Source organism: Sorangium sp. So ce131 (genome assembly GCF_051519095.1).
Classification (GTDB): Bacteria; Myxococcota_A; Polyangia; order Polyangiales; family Polyangiaceae; genus Sorangium.
The window spans coordinates 13,795,673-13,816,966 of record NZ_CP150455.1; the positions used below are offsets into that span (position 1 = coordinate 13,795,673).

Below are 21,294 nucleotides of genomic sequence, written 5' to 3' on the forward strand. Positions count from 1 at the left end.
GCGCCGCCGCGCGCCGCCTCAGGACGTCACGCGCAGGACGGCCGTGCCCTTCTGCTTGCCGTAGAGCTGCTTGATCTCGATCTTGTACTCCCCGGGCGCCGAGACGCTGAACTCGACGGGGGAGGCGCTCTGCGGCTTGCCGGTGGGCAGCTCGCGCAGCACGCGCTCGACGATGATCTTCCCCGAGGGGGAGCGGATCTTGATGTTGAACGGCGGGGTCGCCTCGTCGTACGCGCGGAAGACGAGGCGCACGGTGTCTCCGACCGAGACCGGGGTGGTCTGGCAGATCGTCTCGATGTCGCCTTCGTTCTCCACGCTATCCGGCCCGCCTCGCCCGTCCACGCGGTCCCGCATCGGGCGGCCCCGCGGCGCTCATTGTAGACGCGCTTGCCGTCGGTTCGCGAATTTGGCGCGCTTCCTCGCCGGGGCGGTCAGGTCTTGGTCCAGCGCAGGCGCGGCTGGCGCGCCGCCCTGGCCTCGTCGAGGCGTCCGACGACCGTGCCGTGCGGCGCCTGCTTCACGACCTCCGGGGACTCCTGCGCCTCCTTCAGGATGCTGAGCATGGCGGCCGCGAACTCGTCGAGGGTCTCGCGGGTCTCCGTCTCGGTGGGCTCGATCATCAGGGCGCCGGGCACGACCAGGGGGAAGTAGACGGTCGGCGCGTGGAAGCCGTAGTCGAGCAGCCGCTTGGCGATGTCGAGCGTCTTGACCCCGGTCTCCTTCTCGATCTGGCTGTCGGAGAGCACGACCTCGTGCATGCAGGGCTGGGGCACCGGCGCGCTGTAGTGGTCCTTCAGCTTGGCCCACAGGTAGCGCGCGTTCAGCACGGCGAGGCTGCTCGCCAGGGTGAGCCCATCGCCGCCCATCTCCCGGATGTAGGTGTAGGCCCGGATGAACATCCCGAAGTTGCCGGTGAACGCCCGGAGCCGCCCGATGCTCTGCGGCCGGTCGTGGTCCCACGCGAGCGCGTCGCCGCGCCGCACGAGCACGGGCCCGGGCTGGAACGGCTCGAGGTGCTTCTTGAAGCAGACCGGCCCGGAGCCGGGGCCGCCGCCGCCGTGCGGGGTCGTGAACGTCTTGTGCAGGTTGATGTGGATGACGTCCATGCCCACGTCGCCCGGCCGCGCGTGCCCCATGATGGCGTTCGTGTTCGCGCCGTCGCCGTAGACGAGCCCCCCCTTGTCGTGGATGAGCTTGATGATCGCCGGCAGGTGCGTCTCGTAGGCCCCGAGCGTGTTCGGGTTCGTGATCATCAGCCCGCAGACGTCGCCGTCCGACCCCTCGCGCTCGATGGCGGCGAGCACCTGCTCGGGGTGGGTGATGCCGTCCGCGGTCTTCTCGATCCGGACCGCCACGAGCCCGTTGAGCGCGCAGCTCGCCGGGTTCGTGCCGTGGGCGCTCTCCGGGATGAAGACCTTCCGCGGCGACCGCCCCTTCGCCTCGTGGTACGCCCGCATCATCATCAGCCCGGCGAGCTCGCCCTGCGCGCCCGCCGAGGGCTGGAGCGAGCAGCCGTCCATCCCGCTGACCTCGCAGAGCGCCTCCTGCAGGCGCCACATCACCTCGAGCGACCCCTGGCTGAGCTCATCGGGCGTCATCGGGTGCAGCTTCGCGAAGCCCGGGATGCGCGCGGCCCACTCGTTGATCTTCGGGTTGTACTTCATCGTGCACGACCCGAGCGGGTACATCTGCGAGTCGATGCAGAAGTTCCACTGCGAGAGCCGGACGAAGTGCCGGAAGGCCTCCGGCTCGCTCACCTCCGGCAGGCCGGCCGGCTCCTTGCGCGCGAGCGCGCCGTAGTGGGCGCCGGGGTCGATGTCGGGCACGTCGAGCGGCGGGAGCGACGCGCCGGTCCTGCCCGGCGTGCCGCGCTCGAAGATGGGGGGTTCGCGGAACTGGATGCCTCGCGGCTGCGGTTGGGTCATCGCGGCTCTCTAGCGTGTCAGGGGCCCGGAGGCCCGAAGGCTCGGGGGCTCAGAGGCTGGGCGGCTCGGCGGCCGGTTCGGTGGGCGGCTCGGGCGTGCCGGATTCCTGGTTCTCGCTGTCCCAGTCGCCGCCGCCGATGTCGGAGCTGCCGGTGCCCCCGATCGAGGCGAGGTCCGGCATCACGTTGCGCTGCTTGACGGCATCCCAGGGCTCCCCGACCTCGTCCTTGCCCTGGCCGATCTCGCCCGCGAGCGTGTCGTCGACGTTGTCGCCCGGCGGCCGCTTGTACTTCAGGTAGCCCCGGCCCTCTTTCTTCGAGTTCGGCCCGATGGCGCCGACGACATGCTCGGTCCAGTTGAACTTGATGAGGTCGCCCGTCACGCTCCCGTGGAGCTCGCCCCACCGGTCCTTGTGGGGGCGGATCCACTTGCCCTCGATGGCGGTGCCGTCCTGCACGAGGTGCAGGTAACCGTAGAGCTCGTTGTAGTAGACCCCGGTCCAGTCGGCCCCTTCGGGCATGTCCCCGGGTTCCACCTTGGCCACCTTGGGCGCAGAGCCCGATCCACAGCCGAGCGCCAGAGGCCCGAGCAGCAGGGCACCGGCGGCTGCGGCAATCCAAAGCCGTCGCGATACGTTCATGGCGGCGGAGCCTAGCACACCACCTGCCCGCACCCATACCCCCCACCGAACACGGCGGTGCGCGCGGGCATCTCCGTGCGCGACGGCGCCGCGGCGCGCCGTGGGGTGCGCGGCCGTCCACGGTTGACGGGGCGACGGATTGACGACGTCCGCCACCGCACCTGTCCTCCTGAAGGAGGAGTGGAACGTACCGTTGGGCACCTATCGCGCCGCGTGAAAAACCCGGATTGTGCCCTTCGAGGCGTGCGGGTCGGCTGGTAGGCTAGGGGCCATGATGAAGTCCTTTGTCTCTCACCGAGGTTTTGTCATTCCCGGGAGAATTGCTCTCTTTGCCAGCGCGCTCGCGCTCGCGGCCTGCGAGGGCCAGCTGGGCGACCTGTCGGGGGAGGGCGACGGCCCGGGCCCTGGCGGCCGGCCGCGCCCCGTCCCTGTCCCTGGGGGTTCCAGGCCGCTGCCGGCGGCCGCGTCGTGTGCTCCAGGCGCGAGCGGCTCCGCCGAGGTGGCGGAGCCCGTGCTCCAGCTCCAGCTGTCCGACGACGACGAGAGCGCGTGGCTCGGGTCGCCCGCGGTCGCGGATCTGGACGGCGACGGGGTGAACGAGATCCTGGTCACCCACAACGGCAACGTCGTCGCCTGGGGCCCCGACGGCCAGCAGGTGTGGCGCTTCGACGAGTCGCGGCAGTACGGCCGCATCTGGGCGAGCCCGATCGTGGCGGACTTCCGGGACGACGAGCGGCTCGAGGTCGTCTTCGCGGCGCGCAACATGATCTACATGCTCGACGCGGACGGCCAGGTGGTCGGCGACTGGCCCGTGGAGTGGAACGACGAGATCCGCGCCCTCGCCGCGGGCGACATCGACGGAGACGGCCAGCTCGACATCCTGGCCGCGAGCACCGACAGGTCCCCTGACATCCTGACGGCGTTCCACGCGAGCGGGGCGATGGTGCAGGGCTTCCCGCCGATCGAGAGCCAGTCGATCGGGTGCGTCGTGCCCAGCGACGACGTGCGAGGCGACGACGCCGAGTGCTGGATCGTGGGCGCGTACGACCAGAACCTCGCCGTCGGCGATCTGGACGGGGACGGCCACCAGGACATCGTCTCGCCGATGGACAACTCCTATGCGGGCTTCTACCACGGCACGGGGGAGGCCTTCGACGCGCACCCGATGTTCGAGGGCCGCCCGAAGACGCCGGGCGTGCGGTACATGCACGATCTCGAGCTCGCGAAGCAGGGCTTCGGGGACGGCGGCGAGCTGCAGGCGTACTTCAAGAACTCGGCCCCTGCGATCGCGGACGTCGACGGCGACGGCGCGCCGGAGGTGGTCATGCTCGGGGCGGCCGAGGACGTCGCGATGAACGACCAGTCGCAGGGCGTGGGCCTCTGGGTGGTCCACAACGACGCGAGCCGCCTCGAGGGCTGGGAGAGCCCGTTCTACGCGTCCGACTACCTGTCCGGCGGCGAGGATCTCGGCGGCAACATCGTGGCGACGACGCTCCAGGTGACGGTGGCCGACATCGACGCGACGCGCCCCGGCCTCGAGATGATCTTCGCGGGCCTCGACGGCCGGATCCACGCGGTCTACGCCGACAAGACGGAGTTCTGGGACGTCCGGTTCACGGACGACACCCAGGTGCTCACGGGCGGCGTCGTGGTGGGCGACCTGTCGGGCGACGGCATCCCCGAGATCGTGTTCAACACGTACTCGACCGATCCGGACAAGAGCCACCTCTTCGTCCTCAACGCGGGCGGGGACATCCTGCACAAGATCCCGCTGCCGAGGCTCGGCGCGATGCCGGTGCCGACGCTGGCGGACGTGAACGGCGACGGCGCGGTCGAGATCGTGGTGTCGCTGCGCGAGATCGGGTGGGTGGGGGCGGACCCGGAGCCGTGCACCTACGTGTACACGGTGCCGAAGTCGGAGACGAACTGCCTGCTCTGGCCGACGGCGCGGGGGAACTACTACCGGAACGGGTGGGTGCGCGCCGACTGAGCTGCCCGGCCTCCTGGGAGGGAGGCCGCCGCGCGGCGCGGGGGACGGGCTGAACTGCCCGGCCTCCTGGGAGGGTGGTCGCCGCGCGGCGCGGGGGACGGGCTGAACTCGCCTTGGACGTCGTGTCCCCTCCGTGCTTCGCACTCCAGGAACACGACGTCATTTGGGCTCAGACAACAGCCCGTCCCCCGCGCCGCGCGGCGACCACCCTCCCAGGAGGCCTACGGCCAAGATGAAGGGGGGGCCGGCCCATTTTTCATCTTGGGCTGAGGCAGCGGTCTGCTAGGCGGCTAGCGCTTCGCGGGCGGCCGTGAGGGTGCGCTCGATGTCGTCGTCCGTGTGCGCGGCGCTCAGGAACGCTGCCTCGTACTGCGACGGGGGCCAGTAGACGCCGCGCGTGAGCATCGCCGCGTGGAAGGCGCCGAAGCGCTTCGTGTCCGAGGTGGACGCGTCGGTCCAGGAGCGGACCGGGCCCTTCGTGAAGAACAGCGTGATCATGGAGCCGACACGCTGGACGCAGGCGGGGACGCCGGCGTCGTCGGCGGCGGCGCGGAGGCCGCGCTCGAGGGACGCGCCGAGGCGCTCGAGCTTCTCGTAGAGAGAGGGAGTGAGGTGCGCGAGCGTCGCGAGGCCGGCGGTGACCGCGATCGGGTTGCCGCTCAACGTGCCGGCCTGGTACACGGGGCCGAGCGGCGAGACGACGCGCATCACGTCGGCGCGGCCGCCGTAGGCCGCGAGGGGCATGCCGCCGCCGACGATCTTCCCGAGCGTCGTCAGGTCCGGCCTGAGGCCGTAGAGCTCCTGGGCGCCGCCGCGGGCGAGGCGGCAGCCGGTCATCACCTCGTCGAAGATGGAGAGGGCGCCGTGCTTGAGGCAGAGGTCGAGGACGAGGGCGAGGAAGCCGGGCTCGGGCGGGACGCAGCCCATGTTGCCGACGACCGGCTCGAGGATGACGGCGGCGATCTCGCCGCCGCGCGCGGCGAAGGCAGCCTCCAGGGCGGCGGCGTCGTTGTAGGGCAGCGACAGGGTGGCGCGGGCGACGCTCTCGGGGACGCCGGCGGAGTCGGGGGCGCCGAAGGTGGCGAGACCGCTGCCCGCCTTGACCAGCAGGTGGTCGGCGTGGCCGTGGTAGCAGCCCTCGAACTTGATGATCACGTCGCGGCGGGTGAAGCCGCGCGCGACGCGGATGGCGCTCATCGTCGCCTCGGTGCCGCTCGAGACGCAGCGCAGCATGTCGATGCTCGGGTACAGGGCGCGGAGCTGCTCGGCGAACCGGACCTCGAGCTCGGTGGGCGCGCCGAACGAGAGGCCGCGGGCGGCAGCCTCGCGGACCGCCTCGACCACGGGGGGGTAGGCGTGGCCGAGGATGGCCGGCCCCCAGGAGCCGATGTAGTCGATGTACTCGGCGCCGTCGGCGTCGACGAGCCGCGCCCCTTCGGCGCGGGCGATGAAGAGAGGGTCGCCGCCGACGGCGCGGAAGGCGCGCACCGGGCTGTTCACACCGCCGGGTAGGACGGCGGCGGCGCGGTCGAACAGGGCCTTGGAGGCGGGGCCCCGCCCGGCGCGGGCGCCGGGCTGACCGGGGGGCGGAGCGCTGGATGTCGCGTTCGTCATCGTGCTCCCGGCCATAGCAGGGGCGGGGCGGGGGGGCGACGCGGATCGAGGCGGCGGGGGGCGGCGGCGTGGCGCAGAGCGGCGGAGCCGGCGCGGGGGGGAGCGACGCAGCGCGGGGGAGCGTGGGGCGCGCTACGGGGGACGCACCAGCGGGGAGCGTGGGACGTGGTGCGGGATCGAGGAACGCGATGCCGGGCATTGAGGGACGCCAAGTGGGGGACCGACGCGAGCAGAGGATCGAGGGACGTGATGCCGGGCAGCGACGCAGTGCGGGGGAGTGAGGGACGTGGTGCGGGAGCGGGAGATCGAGGGACGGCGGACCGCGCGCGTGTGTCGCCAGCACGATCCTTTGCGGCGCGGGCGCGCTTGGCTATGGTGAGGCCCTGGAGAAAGCGGCCGCGGCGTGCGGTGCGGACTGCTCCTGGGGGCCGCGGGCGCGGCACCCCGACCCGAACCGTCTGGTGAGCCATGCGGATCTCCGAGGACCCCGCTCCCGGGCAGCGTCTCGGGCGATATGAGCTTCTGCGCCTCATCGGCGAAGGGGGGATGGCGCAGGTCTGGGCCGCGCGCATGGAGGGCTCCCGCGGCTTCCACAAGGTCGTCGCGCTGAAGACGTTGATCCCCGCGCTCGCGCGGGACCCGCAGTTCCAGCGGATGTTCCTCGACGAGGCGAACCTCGCCTCGAAGATCCACCACCGCAACGTCGTGGAGGTCCTCGACCTCGGCGACACGGACGGCGTGCTGTTCCTGGTGATGGAGTGGATCGACGGGCAGACGATGCAGCGCCTGCTCCGGCCGGCCCTGCGCCCGATGCCGATCTCGCCGGCGGTCGCCGCGCGCATCGTGGCGGACGCGGCGCACGGGCTGCATGCGGCGCACGAGCTCCGCGACGAGCGCGGGGTGCCGCTCGGCATCGTGCACCGGGACGTCTGCCCGCAGAACATCCTCATCGATCGCGACGGCACGGTGAAGGTGGCCGACTTCGGGATCGTGAAGGCGTTCGAGCGGCTGGGCGACACGACGCAGACGGGCGAGATCAAGGGCAAGGGCGAGTACATGTCGCCCGAGCAGGCGCAGGGGCACGCGGTCGATCGCCGCTCGGACATCTTCTCGCTGGGCGTGGTGCTCTTCGAGGCGGTGACGGGCGCGCTCCCGTTCCAGGTGATCCACGACTTCGTGCTCCCGCAGGCGGGGACGCCGGAGCCGCCGCGGCCGACGCTGATCGCGCCGCAGTGCCCGCGCGCGCTCGAGGAGATCATCCTGACGGCGCTCGCGCGCGACCCGCGGCAGCGCTTCCAGACGGCGGGCGAGATGGCGAGCGCGCTGGAGGGCTTCCTCGTGCGCACGGCGGGCGCGAACACGACGGCGCACGTCGCGGAGCTCCTGGACGCGCGCTGCGGCGACAAGATGGGCGAGGAGCGGCAGAAGATCGCGTCCGCGACCACGCCGCAGCAGCGCCCCGGGTGGCGCGCGAAGCCCGGCGCGCTGCTGAGCGCGGGGTCGTTCGCCGGCGAGGGCCCGCGGAGCTCGCGCCCCGGGGGCCGGGGCGGCCTCGGCGTGCTGATGCGCGCCGGCAGCGACGCGCTGCGCCCGGTGGCGCTGCCCTGGCTCGTGGCGGCGGTGTCCACGGGGGTGGCGGTCGCGTCGCTGATGTTCGTCGCGCTGAGCCGGCCGCGCGACGCGCGGCAGAAGCTCGACCCGATCGCGGTGCACGTGCAGCCGAGCGGCGCGGTGGTGCGGCTGAACGGCGTGGTGCTCGGCGTGGGCGACCAGGTCATCGCGCGGCCGCAGCCCGGGGTGTCGCTGTCCGTCGAGGCCAAGGCGAGCGACGGGATCGCGCAGACGGTGGAGCTCACGTCGGAGTCGCCCGCGCGGGTCCAGATCAACCTCGACGGGACGGGGACGGCGACGGGGAGCGCGGGGGCGGCGGACAGCGGGAAGGCGCGGGCGGAGTAGGGCCGGGGGGGGCGGACGGCGGGAGGCCGCGGGCGGGGTAGGGCCCGGGGGGGGGGCGGGCGCGGCGCGGCTTGACGACGTCGCGACCTCGGTCGAAACCCTCCTCTTTGGGAGGACCGCCATGGCGTCGCCTGAGGACGAGAGCGGGGAGGAGCTCGCCGCGTTCGAAATAGATGAGCTCGCCGGCTGTGGCGGCGTGACCTCGGTCGAAACTCTCCTCCTTGGGAGGACCGCCATGGCGTCGCCTGAGGACGAGCGCGGGGAGGAGCTCGCCGCGTTCGAGATAGATGAGCTCGCCGACTGGGACGGACGCAGAGCCGTGTCCAGCGCTGCAGGCCTGCGCGTCCGTTTTGCTCGCGGGGTCGGCGAGCTGCCTGGGGATTCTCTTGTCTTTGTGCTTGACGAGGAGACGATTTTGCGATGGCGCCCCTCGGCGAAGCAACCCGACGGCGTCCTCTCCCGGCTGGACGAGGTGACGCTCGGCGCTTCGATTGCGGTCGAGCACGGTGGGATCTGGGAGGAGGGGATCGCGCTTGGCCGCGTGGTGCGCCAGGTGAGCGCCGGCGGCTGGAAGGTCGATGGCGACGTGGAGCGCTATTGTTCCGTCGCTGAAGCCGAGGAGGCGCACGGCCCGCTCGAGGTGGGCGAGCCGCGGGAGGAGCCGGCGTGGGCCGGCGCGTCGAGGTTCGAGCTGGGCGAGCCGATCGGGCGGGACGTGCGGGGCATTTCTCGCAGGGCGCGGCGGGATAGGTGAGGGGGTGGATCAGCCGATGCTGATCACAGGGGGCGGCGCGGCGGGGGACGGCGTGGGGGCGGTGGTCTCCGGGGTCTTGTCGACTTCCGGCTTCTTGTCAGGCCGGGGAGACGTCGGAGCGGAGCGCGTGGCCGTGTACAGGTTGGGGAACCGGCCCTCGGGATCGTCGTAATAGAACAGGAATCGGCCGACGCGGACGGCCTCGTCGTAATGGCGGAAGAGCTGATTGGCGGCTCGCGCTTGATAACCTTTCCAGAGCGTCTGCTCGGGCGTGGTGGTCGCGCCGAGCAGGCGGAGGATCTGCTCCGCGAGGGCGCTCGCGTCCTGCTCGTCCTCGACGCGGTAGTTCCGCTTGTCGTGTTTTATCGATTCATGGTGTTTCCGGTACATGGCGGCCGCGCCCGAGAGGTCGTTTGCGAGATCGAGGTGGCCGGCGCCGGCGCGCAGGTGCGCGAGCTGCGCGGCCGCCTCGGGATCGTCGTCGAGGTGGTACTCGAGGGTCTTCAGCATGCGCGCGCGGGTCTCGGATGCGCGCTCGACGAGCGCGGCCGGGAGCGCCGCACCCGAATGGGTGGCGGACGTGAGGAGGAACTTGTGCCGGGCGAACCATGTGGCCCAGGCGACGCTCTCGAGACCGTCGATCAGCGCCGCGTCGAGCGCTCCCGTCGCGGCGATGGCGGTGATGCGCTGGCGCAGGAGCGGCGCGGAGAGCGTCTGGGCGACACCGATGGCCTGCACGGCGGCCGCCTGGAGGTCGAGCCGCGGCGTGTCCAGTCCCGTGAGCGGCATCGCGTCGAGGGAGGGCTTCACGCGGTTGAAGGCCGCCTCGGCAATGTGAAGGTTGCTGGATTCAGCGGCGGGTTTCCCTGATTTGTTCGGGGTTTTGGGCTTGGGCATAAGCCTGATGTGTAAATCGAGGTGCGGAGGGATGTCACGAAAGAGCACGGAATGGGCGCAGGGGACGCGCCTTGGGAGCGTGCTTGTGCGGTTGCGCTCGAAAAGTGAAGTCGCTGTTGTCGGCGATGGCGACGACGAGATCTTGTGGTGCACGGAACGGCTGCCCCGGTGAAGAGGGGCCGCGAAGCGAGGAGCCAACGAGGTTCTGCGAGCTGCTGCGGTTCGGGGGGCAGGAGGGGGAGGACGCTGGGAAGTGCGCGGAGCTTCGCCGAGGGCAGCGGAGGGCGTTCGGGAAGTGCGCGGAGCTTCGCCGAGGGCAGCGGAGGGCGTTCGGGAAGCGCGCGGAGCTTCGCCGAGGGCAGCGGAGGGCGTTCGGGAAGTGCGCGGAGCTTCGCCGAGGGCAGCGGAGGGCGTTCGGGAAGTGCGCGGAGCTTCGCCGAGGGCAGCGGAGGGCGTTCGGGAAGTGCGCGGAGCTTCGGCGGGGTGGCGCAGGACGCTGAAGCAAGTGCGCGGGGCTTGGTCGAGCGGTGAGGATATTCACCGAAGCTCGTCCGTGCTCGCGGCGCTCTATCAAATCGCATGGGCCCTGATGCCTGAGGTGCAGGCCGGTTCTTCCTACTGGGTGGTGACGACGGACGGCGTCCTGCGCAAAGAGGAAGTAATGAGAGTGCTTGCAAAAACTCGGATGCTCATGGACCCGCCGAAGACTCCCCGCGGCATCGCTTCCAAGCGCGAACTCGAAGCTGCCATCCGCGAGATCGAAGCGCTGGTCGCCGGGTGGAACGGTGAAGGCGAGCCGCCAGCCTCCATGGTCGCTTGGGCCTCCAGCTTCCTGGCAAGTTGGCTCGAGGACTCGGACCCCGAAGGGTTGAGGAGCGGCCGTACGAGCTGACGGACCGGTTGACGCTGAAGGCGGCTACGATCGGCCGTTGCCGGAAGGCGTTGAGCACTGCGGCTGGCAGGCCCGTAAGGCGTCGGACCCGTCGCGCTCCCTGCCGTGATGCCGGAATGTCTGATGCTGCGGGTCGACGAGGGAGCATTCGAACGAAGGCTCTGGGCGATGCTGTTGATGAGCGAATCGACCTGCGGGCGCTCGCCCCCGCCCTCCCGCCCTGTCTCCCCCCTCTGCTACCCTCCTCGCATGGATCGCCACCGATCGCTCCGCATGACCCTCCTCCTCGCGGCCGGCGCCGCGGGCTGTTCCAGCTCGAAGGGCCGCGACATCGCGGTCGTCGAGCTCCCCCCGGCGGCCCCGGCCGACGACGTCGCGCTCTCCTCGGAGGAGCCCGACGCTTCGGCGCCCGCGCGCCGCACGGGCTGGGTCACCGAGGCGGACGGGTCGGTGCACCGCGCGACCGCATCGCGGTGCGACGCGACGAACGATCAGCCTTCCTGCCGCGGCAATGAGAAGATGCAGCTCTGCAAGTCGGACGCCGATTGCAAGGAGGGGCCTCACGGCAAGTGCGTGACCGCCGTCGGGCAGATCGGGACGTACTGCGGCTGCGAGTATTCCTGCGAGAGCGACGTGGACTGCGGCGCCTCCTCGGCCTGCGTCTGCAAGGGGACGGGCGCGCTCCGGGAGACGCACTCGGTGTGCGCGCAGGCCCGCTGCACGACGGACGACGACTGTCTCGCGAGCACCTGCGGCCTGTCGGCTTACCACAACGGCTGCGGCGAGCAGGTGATGCTCGCCTGCCGGACCGCGGAAGACACCTGCCGGAGCGACGCCGACTGCGGAAGGCAAGGCGACACGGGGCTCGCGTGCGTGGTCATCGATGCCGAGGGGGCAGACGCGCGCTGGCAGTGCATGGGGAGGACCTGCGTCATCGGCCGCCCGCTCGTCGTCGAGGGCGCGCCGCGCGCCGCGCCCGCCGCCGCGCGCGACGACTGGCAGGCGCCCGCGCCCCTCGACGCCGCCCCGCTCGCGTCCCTCGCGCCCGACCTGCGCGCGCTCGCCGCCGCGCACTACGCCGCCATGGCCGCGCTGGAGCACGCGTCGATCGCGAGCTTCGCCCGCTTCTCCCTCCAGCTCCTCGCCCTCGGCGCGCCGGCCGATCTCGTCGCCGAGGCGCACCGGTCCGCGCTCGACGAGATGGAGCACGCGCGCCTCGCCTACGGCATCGCCTCCCGCCTCGCCGGCCGCTCGATCGGCCCGGGCCCGCTGCTCGAGGCGGCCTCGGCGCCGCTCGGCGCCGGCGTCGCGGAGGTCGTCGAGGCGCTCGTCGAGGAGGGCTGCGTCGGCGAGGCGCTCGGCGCGGCGGAGGGACGGGAGCTCGCGCGGCGCGCCGGCGACCCGGCGCTCGCGGCCGCGCTCGCGCGCATCGCCGACGACGAGGAGCGGCACGCCGCGTTCGCGTGGCGGGCGCTCGCGTGGCTGCTCGCGACGTTCGGCGAGCCCGCGCGCGCCGCGGCCGATCGCGCGTTCTCCCGCGCCGCCGCGCGCTTCGCGATCGACCCCGCCCCGGCCCCCGCCGCGCGCTTCGCGATCGACCCCGCCCCGGCCCCCGCCGCGCACGAGGCGCTCGGCCTGCTCCCGACCCCCGCGATCGGGGCGCTGCGGCGCGAGGTGCTCGCCGAGGTCGTCGCGCCCTGCCGCGCAGCCTTGCTCGATCCGCCGCGCGCCCCGGAGCGCCCCGGCGCGCCGCCCACGCTGCAAGGCCGCCCGTCCTGACGGCAACAGCCGTACATCGATAAGCCTCGCGAGATCCTCTCGACGGCTCGGCACGACAGGCCCCCGCCCGCCGAACGTGTCCAGAACTTGCCGACGATGTGCGCTCCATGGTTACCAAGGCGCACAAAGTCGGCCCGAAATCAGCGGGTGACGAGCAAGCCCCGTACGGGTGACGACTGGGGCAGATCCGCTACGGCTGTAGCGATTTGCCTCAGCAATTCACCTTACGGCGGCTCCGAAGTAACGGAAAAAACATGCTCTGCTCTTGTGCACCCATTTTGCATACGGCCGGGCACCAAAACTCACTTGAGGAGGTCTCAACAATGGTCGCATCGCGCAGCGTTCTCGTCGTTACGGTCGGTCTTGCTCTTGGCGTTGGTTGCTCCAACCCGCCTCCTGCGAGCGACCCGAGCGCGGTGAACGGAGCAACGCCGCCGCCGGCCCAAACCACGCCGGCCCCCGCGCCGGAGACGGCTCCTGCGCCGGCGCCGGAGTCGCAGCCGACCACCGGCGAGACGGGGGCGACGCAGCCCGGGACCGCCACCAGCACGGCGCCGGCCGCGCCGCCTGAGGCCCCGCTGACGGACGAGCAGATCGTCGCGGTCCTCGACGCCGCCAACAAGAAGGAGATCGACGAGGCGCAGGTCGCGCAGACGAAGGCCAAGCACAAGGACGTGAAGGCCTACGCGCGGATGATCACGCAGCACCACACGGACGCGAAGAACAAGCAGGCGAAGCTCGTCAAGAAGCTCAACCTGACGGCCGCGGACTCGGACAAGAGCAAGCAGCTCCAGGACGAGACGAAGCAGGCGGTCGACCAGCTGAAGACGCTGCAGGGCGCCGACTTCGATCAGCAGTTCGTCGCGCTCATGGTCAAGGACCACCAGACGACGCTCGATCTCATCGACAAGCGGATCCTCCCGGGCGCGAAGAACGCCGATCTGAAGGCGCTGCTCGAGACGGATCTCCGCCCGACGATCGAGAAGCACCTCAAGGAGGCGGAGGCCCTCTCGGCGAAGCTGAGCGCCGCGGGCACGACGGGCGCCGCGGGCGCCACCGGCGCGGCGGGCACCACCGGCGCGGCGGGCGCCACCACGGGCGCGACCGGCGCGACGGGCACCGGCGGCCAGCGCGCGGCCGGCGCGCAGTCGGGCAACCAGGCTGGCCAGACCGGCTCGCAGCCGGGCAGCGCCGGCGGCCAGACGGGCGCCGCGGGCGCCGCGGGCGCTGGCACGAAGGCCCCCGCGACCAAGTAGCACCCCGCGGTCACCCGACCGCAGCAGCACCCGACGCGCAGCCGGCCCCAGGGCCCGCTGCGCGTTGTTTTTTTCCGCGATCAATCGGCCAATGACCGTCAGCGCGTGCGGGTGGCTCCACGCCCGAATGGATTCCCGCCGTCCGCGCTGGCGGGTGGTTCTCATTCGACGAGCATCGAGCTTCCCCCCACCCTCATTGTCCGCGCTGGCGGGTGGTTCTCATTCGACGAGCATCGAGCCACCCTCCACCTTCATCGTCAGCGCCGGCGGGTGGGTCCACGCGGCGGGGGCGGGCGGGCGCGCCGAGCACCGACCGAGGTACCCTAAGGTTTCAGTCACCTCGACGCCTCAGGCGCGCCTTGTGTGGCGCGCACCATAACGTCCCAGCCGGCATGGCCCGAAGGGAGACATGCCGGGCGGTGTTCTCAGCGCAAGCTCCCTCGCCCCAGTCTTGCCGATTGGCCAGCGCCCGCCCGCCCCCGCCGCGTGGACCCACCCGCCGGCGCGATCCGTCTCGAGGAGCCCCCCCGCCCGTTCACCCGAGCGCCACCCACACTGATTTCACCTGCGTGAGCTCATCGAGCACCGCCCGCCCGTTCTCCCGCCCGAACCCCGACTGCTTGTACCCGCCATAAGGGCTCGCCGCGTCGAACCGGTTGTACGTGTTGATCCAGACCGTCCCCGCCGCGAGCCGCCCCGCCAGCGCGTGCGCCTTGCCCACGTCGCGCGTCCAGATCCCCGCCGCCAGCCCGAACTCCGTCGCGTTCGCGAGCCGCGCCGCCTCGTCCACATCGTCGAACGGGATGACCGCCAGCACCGGCCCGAAGATCTCCTCGCGGGCGATGCTCATCGACTCCGAGACCGCCGAGAACACCGTCGGCTCCACGAAGTACCCCGCCCCCTCGCGGCGCCCCCCGATCTCGCGCCGCGCCCCCTCCGCCGCCCCGCGGTCGATGTACCCGAGCACCTTCGCGAAGTGCGCCTCCGACACGAGCGGCCCCATCTGCGTCTTCGGATCGAGCGGATCCCCCGGCAAGAGCCGGCGCGCGCCGTGTGTGACCGTCTCCAGCACGCGGTCGTGCACCGAGCGCTCCACGAGCAGCCGGCTCCCCGCCGTGCAGAGCTCCCCCTGGTTGTAGAAGATCGCCGTCACCGCCGCCTTCGCCGCCGCCTCCACGTCCGCGTCCGCGAAGACGATGTTCGGGCTCTTGCCGCCGAGCTCCAGCGACAGCTTCTTCAGCGTGCTCGACGCCGCGCGCATGATGATCCGCCCCGTCTCCGTGCCGCCCGTGAACGAGATCTTGGCGACATTGGGATGCTCCACGAGCGCCGCGCCCGCCTCCTCGCCGTGCCCCGTGACCACGTTGACGACCCCCGGCGGCACACCCGCCTCCGCGAGGATCCGGGCGAGCTCCAGCGTCGACAGGCTCGCCTCCTCCGGCGGCTTCACCACCACCGTGTTGCCCACGGCGAGCGCGGGCGCCACCTTCCGCGCCGCGAGCAGGAGCGGGAAGTTCCAGGGGATGATCGCGCCGATGACGCCGAGCGGCTCGCGCACGGTGTAGTTCAGGAACGGGCCGCGGACCGGGATCGTCTCGCCGCCGAGCTTCGTCGCCCAGCCGGAGAAGTAGAAGAACGTGTCCGCCGTGCGCGGGACGTCGATCGTCCGGGCGGCCGTGATCGGCTTGCCGGTGTCGACGGCCTCGAGCCGCGCGAGCTCCTCGGCGCGCGCGAGGATGAGCTCCCCCGCCTTCCAGAGGATGCGCGCGCGGTCGTTCGGATCCATCCCCGCCCAGCGCGGGAACGCCGCGCGCGCGGACGCGACGGCCGCGTCCACGTCCTCGCGGCGGCCGCGGGCGAGCCGCGCGAGCACCCCGCCCGTCGCGGGGTTCGCGGTCTCGAACGTCTCGCCGGAGAGGGCCTCCCGCTCGGCGTTGTCGATCCAGAGTCTCTTCGGGGCTTCGCTCGTCTCGGGCATGAACTCGTCCTATCCCCGCGCGCCTCTTCCCGGCAAGCGGCGATGACACGCGCCCTGCCGTGCGGGATACTGAGCCTGCCATGGATTTCTCCGATCGCCCCACGCTGCCGTCCGTCCCTCCGCGAAGAGTCGTCACCGAGCTGCCCGGGCCGAAGGCGCGCGCCTGGATGGCGCGCGGCGGCTTCGACATGCAGTCGCGTTACCGCGCGGTGGTGATGGACGACATCGCCAGCCGGGGGTGCTCGCTGGTCGACGTGGACGGCAATGTGTTCCTCGACCTGTTCGCGAACTTCGCGCTCGGGGCGCTCGGCTACAACCACCCGGCGCTGGTCGAGGCGGCGCACCGCGAGGCGTTCATCCGCGCGGTGGCGAACCCGACGTCGACGCCGTTCGTGACGACGCCGGCCTGGTTCGAGTTCGTGGAGGCGCTCGAGCAGCGGTACGCCCCGCGCGGCATGGCGCGCGTCTTCTTCGTCGACGCGGGGGGCGAGGGCGTCGAGTCGGCGATCAAGGCGGCGTTCATCCGGCACGGCGAGCGCCGGCGCGAGGCGTCGGGGCTGCCCAGGAACCCGCTGGAGCTCCCGGAGGACGAGCAGAAGCGCATCCTGGACAACGCCGGGACCGACGCGGTGGTCGTGTCGTTCTCGGGCGCGTTCCACGGCCGGGGCCTCGGGCCGATGTCGGCCACACACTCCAAGGTCATCCACAAGGCGGACCTGCCCGCCTTCGCCTGGCCCACGGCGCCGTTCCCCGCGAGCCGCTTCCCGCTCGCGCGCTTCGCCGACGAGAACGACCGCGCCGAGGCCGAGGCGCTCGCCGCGCTCGAGCGGGTCCTCGACGCACACGCGGGCAGGGTGGCCGCCGTGATCGTCGAGCCGGTGCAGTCCGAGGGGGGCGACCGGCACGCGAGCCCGGTCTTCTTCCGCCGCGCGCAGGAGCTCGCCGGCAAGGCGGGCGCGGCGTTCATCCTGGACGAGGTGCAGACGGGGCTCGGGATCAGCGGCACGCTCTGGGCGCACGAGCAGCTCGACCTGCCGCGCCCGCCCGATCTCATGTGCTTCGGCAAGAAGATGCAGATGGGCGGGTTCTTCGCGACCGCGGCGTACGACGTGGCCCAGTTCGGGCGGATGTACCAGACGCGCAACGGCGACCGCGCGCGCGCGGCGGTCGCGCTGGCGACGCTGCGGACCATCGAGTCCGAGGACCTGCTCGGCAACGTGCGCGCGACGGGCCGCCACTTCCTGGCGCGGCTCGAGGAGCTCTGCGAGCGGTACCCGGCGCTCGCGAGCGAGCCGCGCGGCCGCGGCTTCCTGCTCGCGTTCGACCTGCCGACCACCGCCGCGCGCGACGACTTCCTCGCGCGCGCGCTGCGCCGCGGGGTGTTCGCGAGCTACACGGGGACGCGCTCGGTGCGGCTCCGCCCGCACCTCATCACGACGGTCGCGGACGTCGACGAGGCGGTCGCGGCCTTCGACGCCGTGCTGCGCGAGATGTCCGCGTGATCGTCGACCTCGGCGACGTCTACCCGGCGGAGGGGCCGGAGAAGGTCGCGCGGGCGATCGCGCAGTATTCCCTGGAGGAGGCGCGGGACAGCGCGGCGTTCGACGAGGGCTACCGCGCGCTCGACGGGTTCTTCGGGCCGAAGGGCGAGCTCGAGCGGCACGAGGTGCTCGCGGCGTGGCTCGCTGGGGTCCACACCGACCCCGCGGCGCCGATCGTCCTGACGTACCACATGCTGATCGCGCGCGACGCGGAGGGGCGCCTCGCCGGGGTGCGCGACGTCTACATCACGCTCGACCGCGCGGCGCGGCGCTGCGTGGCGCTCCTGTCGCACGCGCTCGTGCTCCCGGAACACCGCAGGAGCGGCCTCGCCGCCCTGCTGCGCGCGGCCCCGGTCGCGCTCGCGCGCCGGGCGCTCGTGGAGGCGGGGCTCGGCGGGGCGGCGGGCGAGGCGGGCGAGGCGGAGAAGGCGGAGGTGCTGCTCGCCGCCGAGATGGAGGCGGTCGATCCGGACGACCGCGACACCGCGGTGCGGCTCTTCGCGTACGGTCGCGCGGGGTTCGCGGTGATCCCGCCGTCGGTGCTCCCGTACGCGCAGCCCGACTTTCGCGACACCGCGGCGCTCGGCGTGACGCCGGTCCCGCTGCCGCTCATGGCGGTGGTGCGACAGGTGGGCGAGGAGGAGCGCGGCGACCTCTCGCGCGACGGGGCCGCGTCGTTCCTGCGGCATTATCAGGCCGCCCACGTGCGCGAGGTCGACCCGGCCCACCTCGTCCCGATCCGAGAGAACGCGCTCTCCCGCCTGGCCGCGTTCGCGGGCGAGCGCGTCCCGCTGATCCGGATCCCGCGAGGCCCCGAGGAGATCGCGGGATTCGCGCCGCTGCTCCGGAGCGTGGTGATGCCGCTGTACCCGCCGGCGTGGCGCGGCAAGGCGCCGCTCGACGATCCGGCGCGGGAGCTCGAGCGGCTCTGCGCGGCGTGGTCCACCGGCGAGGGGAGAAGCTAGCTCGACCGCGGGGAGTAGCTCCGGATCAGAGAAAAAACGCCAAGGCGCCAAGAGGAGAGGGAAGGGCTGTCCCGGCATTCTTCCTCCGATCTCCCTGGTTTCTTGGCGCCCTTTTCGCCTTGGCGGCTCGCATCCCTGCCCGGCTTGCCGCATGTAGAGCGAACGCGCCGCCTGAGCTCGTGCGCCTGGATCATTGAGGAGGGACTCCTGCGCTCCTCATCCATCTCCTCCCCCAGGGCTGTTCTCTGCTATCTGACAGGTTTTCATCCAGACCAGCGCTGTCGCGGGGACAGCACAGGACGGCGCCGTGGCGGCGTGAACGGTAGGAGAGCGATGAGCAGGGCAGGAAACGTGAGATGGCTAGGGGCGGTGTGGGCCCTGCTGGCCGGCGGGTGCACCGCGCTCGCGGGATTGGACAGGGAGTATTTCGTGGTGGGGGACGAGACCACCGGGGCCGAGGGCGGAGGCGGCGGCTCCGCGGGCGGAGGCGGAGGTGAGGCCGGAGCTGGGAGCGACGGCGCAGCTGGCGGCGGGGCTGGAGGCGGCGGCGACGAGAGAGGGCGCAGCTGCCGTGACCTGCTCTCGACGTGCGGGCCGCTGGAAGACGAGGATTGCTGCGCGAGCGCGTCGATCCCCGGAGGGAGCTTCAACCGCAGCAACAACCCGGAGTATCCGGCGACGGTGAGCCCCTTCTCGCTGGATCGGTTCGAGGTGACGGTGGGGAGGTTCCGGGCGTTCGTGGAGGCCTATCCGGGCAGCCGGCCGGACGGCGGGGCGGGGGCGCACCCGCGGATCGATGGGAGCGGGTGGGATCCCGCGTGGGACGGGGAGCTGCCTCCGGATCAAGCCGGACTGATGGAAGCATTGAAATGCCATGCGTCGTCGATCCCTACGTGGACAAACACCGTCGATGACAACGAGAACAAGCCGATCACCTGCCTGAGCTGGTTCATGGCGTTCGCGTTCTGCGCCTGGGACGGGGGCCGGCTGCCCACGGAAGCGGAGTGGAACTACGCCGCTTCCGGCGGCGACGAGCAGCGGGTGCTCCCGTGGTCGGATCCGCCGGACGATACGACCCTCGAGGCGAGCCGGGCGTCGTATGCCTGCTTGGGGGATGGGGTGGATGGGTGCACGCCCACGGATATCCGGAGCGTCGGGGCGACGTCGCCGCAGGGCGACGGGAAGTGGCGTCACGCGGACATGGCGGGGAACATGTGGGAGTGGGTGCTGGACTGGAGCGCGACGTACGGCGATATGTGCGGCGATTGTGCACAGCTGGCGCCCGCTGAGCAGCGCGTCTACCGCGGCGGGGCCTGGGACGTTCATACAGACGCCCTGCGCTCTGGCGAGCGCTACGGCGACACACCGGAGACCCGGTGGTACAACCACGGGGTCCGATGCGCGAGGACGCCGTGAGGTGCGATCTCCCGGCGAGCACCCCGCGCAGCCCCGGGGTCTGCAGCGCGAGGGTTCGGTGACCGTGCGGATCGATGTGGGCTGAACGCGCTCTCAAGCTCACCGCACCGCGCGATCCCTGCCGTCCGTGACGCTATTGACGTTATGGCCCGTTCACGGCACCCTGGCGCAGTGTCGGCTACTTTCGTCGAGGGCACGGTCTTCGCGCGCCGCTATCGCGTGGTGAGGCTGATCGCCGCGGGCTCGATGGGCGCGGTGTACGAGGTGGTGCACCTCGGGACGGAGCGGCGCCGGGCCCTCAAGGTCATGCACGCGCACCTCTTCGCGCAGGCGGACATGCGCGATCGGTTCCTGCGCGAGGCGCGGATCGCGGCCAACGTGCAGAGCGACCATATCGTCGATGTCTTCGACGCCGACGTCGACGAGGCGACCGGGATGCCGTTCCTCGTCATGGAGCTCCTGCGCGGCGAGTCGCTGGGCGACCGCGTGGAGCGCCTCGGCGGGCTGCCGCCCGGCGAGGTGATGACTTACCTCCACCAGACCGCGCTGGCCCTCGACCAGACGCACGCGGCGTCCATCGTGCACCGGGATCTGAAGCCCGAGAACCTCTTCATCACGCAGCGGCAGGACGGGACGCCGTGCGTGAAGATCCTCGACTTCGGCATCGCGAAGCTCGTCGTGGAGGGCTCGAACGCGGCCGGCGGCACGCGCACGCTCGGGACGCCGCTCTACATGGCGCCGGAGCAGTTCCGCTCCCGCTCGCGGCTCACGGGCGCGGCGGACGTGTATGCGCTCGGCATGATGGCGTACACGCTGCTCGTGGGGACCCCTTACTGGGGGCCGGAGGCGAGCGGCGCAGAGGACGTGATCGCCTTCGCGCTCATCGCCTCCCGCGGCCCCGAGGAGGCGCCGGTGCAGCGGGCGCGCGCGCAGGGCGCGGCGCTGCTGCCGGGGTTCGACGCGTGGTTCGCGCGCGCCACCGCCATGGATCCGGCGGCGCGGTTCGCCTCGGCGACGGAGGCGGTGCGGGCCCTCGGCGCGGTGCTCGGCGCGGGCGCGAGCGCCGGGGTGCCGGCGGCGTTCTCGACCGCCCCGGTCTGGACCGGCGCGGCCGCCGCGATGACGGGCGCGGCGCCGGCGGCGACGGGCGCGGTGCCGGCGGGCGCCGTGCCGGCGGCGAGCTCGAGCCCGGAGCACGAGCGCGCCGCTCCGCCGGCGGGGTCGCCGCTCCGCTTCGCGGGGACGTCGACGGGCGCCGCCGTGTCGACCATGCCGGCGCGGCAGAGCCGGGGGCCGCTCGTCGCGGTCCTCGCGTCGCTCGGGATCGCGGCGCTGGGCGTGGGGGGCTGGCTCGCGCTGCGGCCGCGGGGCGAGGGCGCGCCGGCGCAGGCTGGACCGCCCGCGATCGTCGCGGTGAGCCCCGACGAGGCGGGCGCGCAGCCGCCCCCGGCGGCGCCGGAGCCGGCGGCGTCCTCCCCGGCGGCGCCGGAGCCGGCGGTGCAGCCCGCGGCCGACGCGAGCGCGAGCGCGGCTCCGCCGGCGTCCGCGAGCGCGGCTCCGCCGGCGTCCGCGAGCGCGGCTCCGCCGGCGTCCGCGAGCGCGAGCGTGGGGCCAGGACCGGCGCCGGGCGCCCCGAGGCCGCCGGCGCCGCCGAAATCGCCCCGCCGCCTGTTCGGGCGGGACTGAGGGGG

At 72.4% G+C, this 21,294-nt stretch carries 16 protein-coding genes; 10 read left to right on the forward strand and 6 right to left on the reverse strand.

Annotated features, from left to right (window positions below; translation table 11 throughout):
- Positions 1 to 18: 18 nt before the first annotated feature.
- The 3 genes from WMF43_RS50185 to WMF43_RS50195 form a co-directional block, all read right to left on the reverse strand.
- Positions 19 to 315, reverse strand: a complete 297-nt coding sequence (locus WMF43_RS50185; protein ID WP_437676140.1) for a hypothetical protein — start codon at positions 313 to 315, stop codon at positions 19 to 21.
- A gap of 116 nt (positions 316 to 431) precedes the next feature.
- Positions 432 to 1,925, reverse strand: a complete 1,494-nt coding sequence (gene gcvPB, locus WMF43_RS50190; protein ID WP_437676142.1) for an aminomethyl-transferring glycine dehydrogenase subunit GcvPB — start codon at positions 1,923 to 1,925, stop codon at positions 432 to 434.
- A 49-nt stretch (positions 1,926 to 1,974) separates the two neighbouring features.
- On the reverse strand, positions 1,975 to 2,460 hold the full coding sequence (locus tag WMF43_RS50195) for a hypothetical protein (RefSeq protein ID WP_437676144.1): 486 nt from the start codon (positions 2,458 to 2,460) through the stop codon (positions 1,975 to 1,977).
- Between the two features lie 376 nt (positions 2,461 to 2,836).
- Here WMF43_RS50195 and WMF43_RS50200 point away from each other — a divergent pair, with 376 nt between their 5' ends.
- The gene (locus WMF43_RS50200; RefSeq protein ID WP_437676145.1) at positions 2,837 to 4,555 is read left to right on the forward strand and encodes an FG-GAP repeat domain-containing protein; all 1,719 of its coding nucleotides are present in this window, start codon (positions 2,837 to 2,839) and stop codon (positions 4,553 to 4,555) included.
- A 282-nt stretch (positions 4,556 to 4,837) separates the two neighbouring features.
- On the opposite strand, the gene hemL is transcribed toward WMF43_RS50200, so the two are convergent.
- Positions 4,838 to 6,169: a glutamate-1-semialdehyde 2,1-aminomutase gene (hemL, locus tag WMF43_RS50205; RefSeq protein ID WP_437676147.1), complete on the reverse strand. Its 1,332-nt coding sequence runs from the start codon at positions 6,167 to 6,169 to the stop codon at positions 4,838 to 4,840.
- 468 nt (positions 6,170 to 6,637) lie between these two features.
- On the opposite strand from hemL, the gene WMF43_RS50210 reads away from it, so the two are divergent.
- Both WMF43_RS50210 and WMF43_RS50215 read left to right on the forward strand, forming a co-directional pair.
- Positions 6,638 to 8,125 (forward strand): serine/threonine-protein kinase, encoded by a 1,488-nt coding sequence (locus WMF43_RS50210; RefSeq protein ID WP_437676149.1) that lies wholly within the window; start codon positions 6,638 to 6,640, stop codon positions 8,123 to 8,125.
- A gap of 121 nt (positions 8,126 to 8,246) precedes the next feature.
- A complete protein-coding gene (locus WMF43_RS50215; RefSeq protein WP_437676151.1) occupies positions 8,247 to 8,879 on the forward strand; it encodes a hypothetical protein in 633 nt (210 codons plus the stop codon).
- Positions 8,880 to 8,888: 9 nt separating this feature from the next.
- Here the strand turns inward: WMF43_RS50215 and WMF43_RS50220 are convergent, their stop codons facing one another.
- Entirely contained in the window at positions 8,889 to 9,929 is a 1,041-nt protein-coding gene (locus tag WMF43_RS50220; protein WP_437676153.1) for a hypothetical protein, read from the reverse strand.
- 400 nt (positions 9,930 to 10,329) lie between these two features.
- Between WMF43_RS50220 and WMF43_RS50225 the strand changes: the two genes are divergently transcribed.
- From WMF43_RS50225 to WMF43_RS50235, 3 genes are all read left to right on the forward strand, one after another.
- A complete protein-coding gene (locus tag WMF43_RS50225) occupies positions 10,330 to 10,668 on the forward strand; it encodes a hypothetical protein (protein ID WP_437676155.1) in 339 nt (112 codons plus the stop codon).
- Positions 10,669 to 10,941: 273 nt separating this feature from the next.
- Complete coding sequence (locus WMF43_RS50230) at positions 10,942 to 12,447, forward strand: ferritin-like domain-containing protein (protein WP_437676157.1); 1,506 nt, start codon at positions 10,942 to 10,944, stop codon at positions 12,445 to 12,447.
- 416 nt (positions 12,448 to 12,863) lie between these two features.
- Entirely contained in the window at positions 12,864 to 13,703 is an 840-nt protein-coding gene (locus tag WMF43_RS50235; RefSeq protein WP_437676159.1) for a DUF4142 domain-containing protein, read from the forward strand.
- A gap of 535 nt (positions 13,704 to 14,238) precedes the next feature.
- On the opposite strand, the gene WMF43_RS50240 is transcribed toward WMF43_RS50235, so the two are convergent.
- Positions 14,239 to 15,681: an aldehyde dehydrogenase family protein gene (locus tag WMF43_RS50240; protein WP_437676161.1), complete on the reverse strand. Its 1,443-nt coding sequence runs from the start codon at positions 15,679 to 15,681 to the stop codon at positions 14,239 to 14,241.
- 80 nt (positions 15,682 to 15,761) lie between these two features.
- Here WMF43_RS50240 and WMF43_RS50245 point away from each other — a divergent pair, with 80 nt between their 5' ends.
- From WMF43_RS50245 to WMF43_RS50260, 4 genes are all read left to right on the forward strand, one after another.
- The gene (locus WMF43_RS50245) at positions 15,762 to 17,183 is read left to right on the forward strand and encodes an aminotransferase class III-fold pyridoxal phosphate-dependent enzyme (protein ID WP_437676162.1); all 1,422 of its coding nucleotides are present in this window, start codon (positions 15,762 to 15,764) and stop codon (positions 17,181 to 17,183) included.
- Positions 17,180 to 18,187, forward strand: a complete 1,008-nt coding sequence (locus WMF43_RS50250) for a hypothetical protein (RefSeq protein WP_437676163.1) — start codon at positions 17,180 to 17,182, stop codon at positions 18,185 to 18,187. Before WMF43_RS50245 ends, WMF43_RS50250 begins: the two co-directional genes overlap by 4 nt.
- A gap of 333 nt (positions 18,188 to 18,520) precedes the next feature.
- Positions 18,521 to 19,603 (forward strand): formylglycine-generating enzyme family protein, encoded by a 1,083-nt coding sequence (locus WMF43_RS50255; protein WP_437676165.1) that lies wholly within the window; start codon positions 18,521 to 18,523, stop codon positions 19,601 to 19,603.
- Positions 19,604 to 19,774: 171 nt separating this feature from the next.
- Positions 19,775 to 21,289, forward strand: coding sequence for a serine/threonine-protein kinase (locus WMF43_RS50260; RefSeq protein WP_437676166.1), 1,515 nt, complete (start codon positions 19,775 to 19,777; stop codon positions 21,287 to 21,289).
- Positions 21,290 to 21,294: the final 5 nt, after the last annotated feature.

Excerpts from the sequence above, each read along its gene's own strand:
- WMF43_RS50230 (WP_437676157.1), top strand. The coding sequence starts at position 10,942 with ATGACCCTCCTCCTCGCGGCCGGCGCCGCGGGCTGTTCCAGCTCGAAG.
- WMF43_RS50240 (WP_437676161.1), bottom strand. The coding sequence starts at position 15,681 with ATGCCCGAGACGAGCGAAGCCCCGAAGAGACTCTGGATCGACAACGCC.
- WMF43_RS50255 (WP_437676165.1), top strand. The coding sequence starts at position 18,521 with ATGAGCAGGGCAGGAAACGTGAGATGGCTAGGGGCGGTGTGGGCCCTG.
- hemL (WP_437676147.1), bottom strand. The coding sequence starts at position 6,169 with ATGACGAACGCGACATCCAGCGCTCCGCCCCCCGGTCAGCCCGGCGCC.
- WMF43_RS50200 (WP_437676145.1), top strand. The coding sequence starts at position 2,837 with ATGATGAAGTCCTTTGTCTCTCACCGAGGTTTTGTCATTCCCGGGAGA.
- WMF43_RS50245 (WP_437676162.1), top strand. The coding sequence starts at position 15,762 with ATGGATTTCTCCGATCGCCCCACGCTGCCGTCCGTCCCTCCGCGAAGA.
- gcvPB (WP_437676142.1), bottom strand. The coding sequence starts at position 1,925 with ATGACCCAACCGCAGCCGCGAGGCATCCAGTTCCGCGAACCCCCCATC.
- WMF43_RS50210 (WP_437676149.1), top strand. The coding sequence starts at position 6,638 with ATGCGGATCTCCGAGGACCCCGCTCCCGGGCAGCGTCTCGGGCGATAT.
- WMF43_RS50215 (WP_437676151.1), top strand. The coding sequence starts at position 8,247 with ATGGCGTCGCCTGAGGACGAGAGCGGGGAGGAGCTCGCCGCGTTCGAA.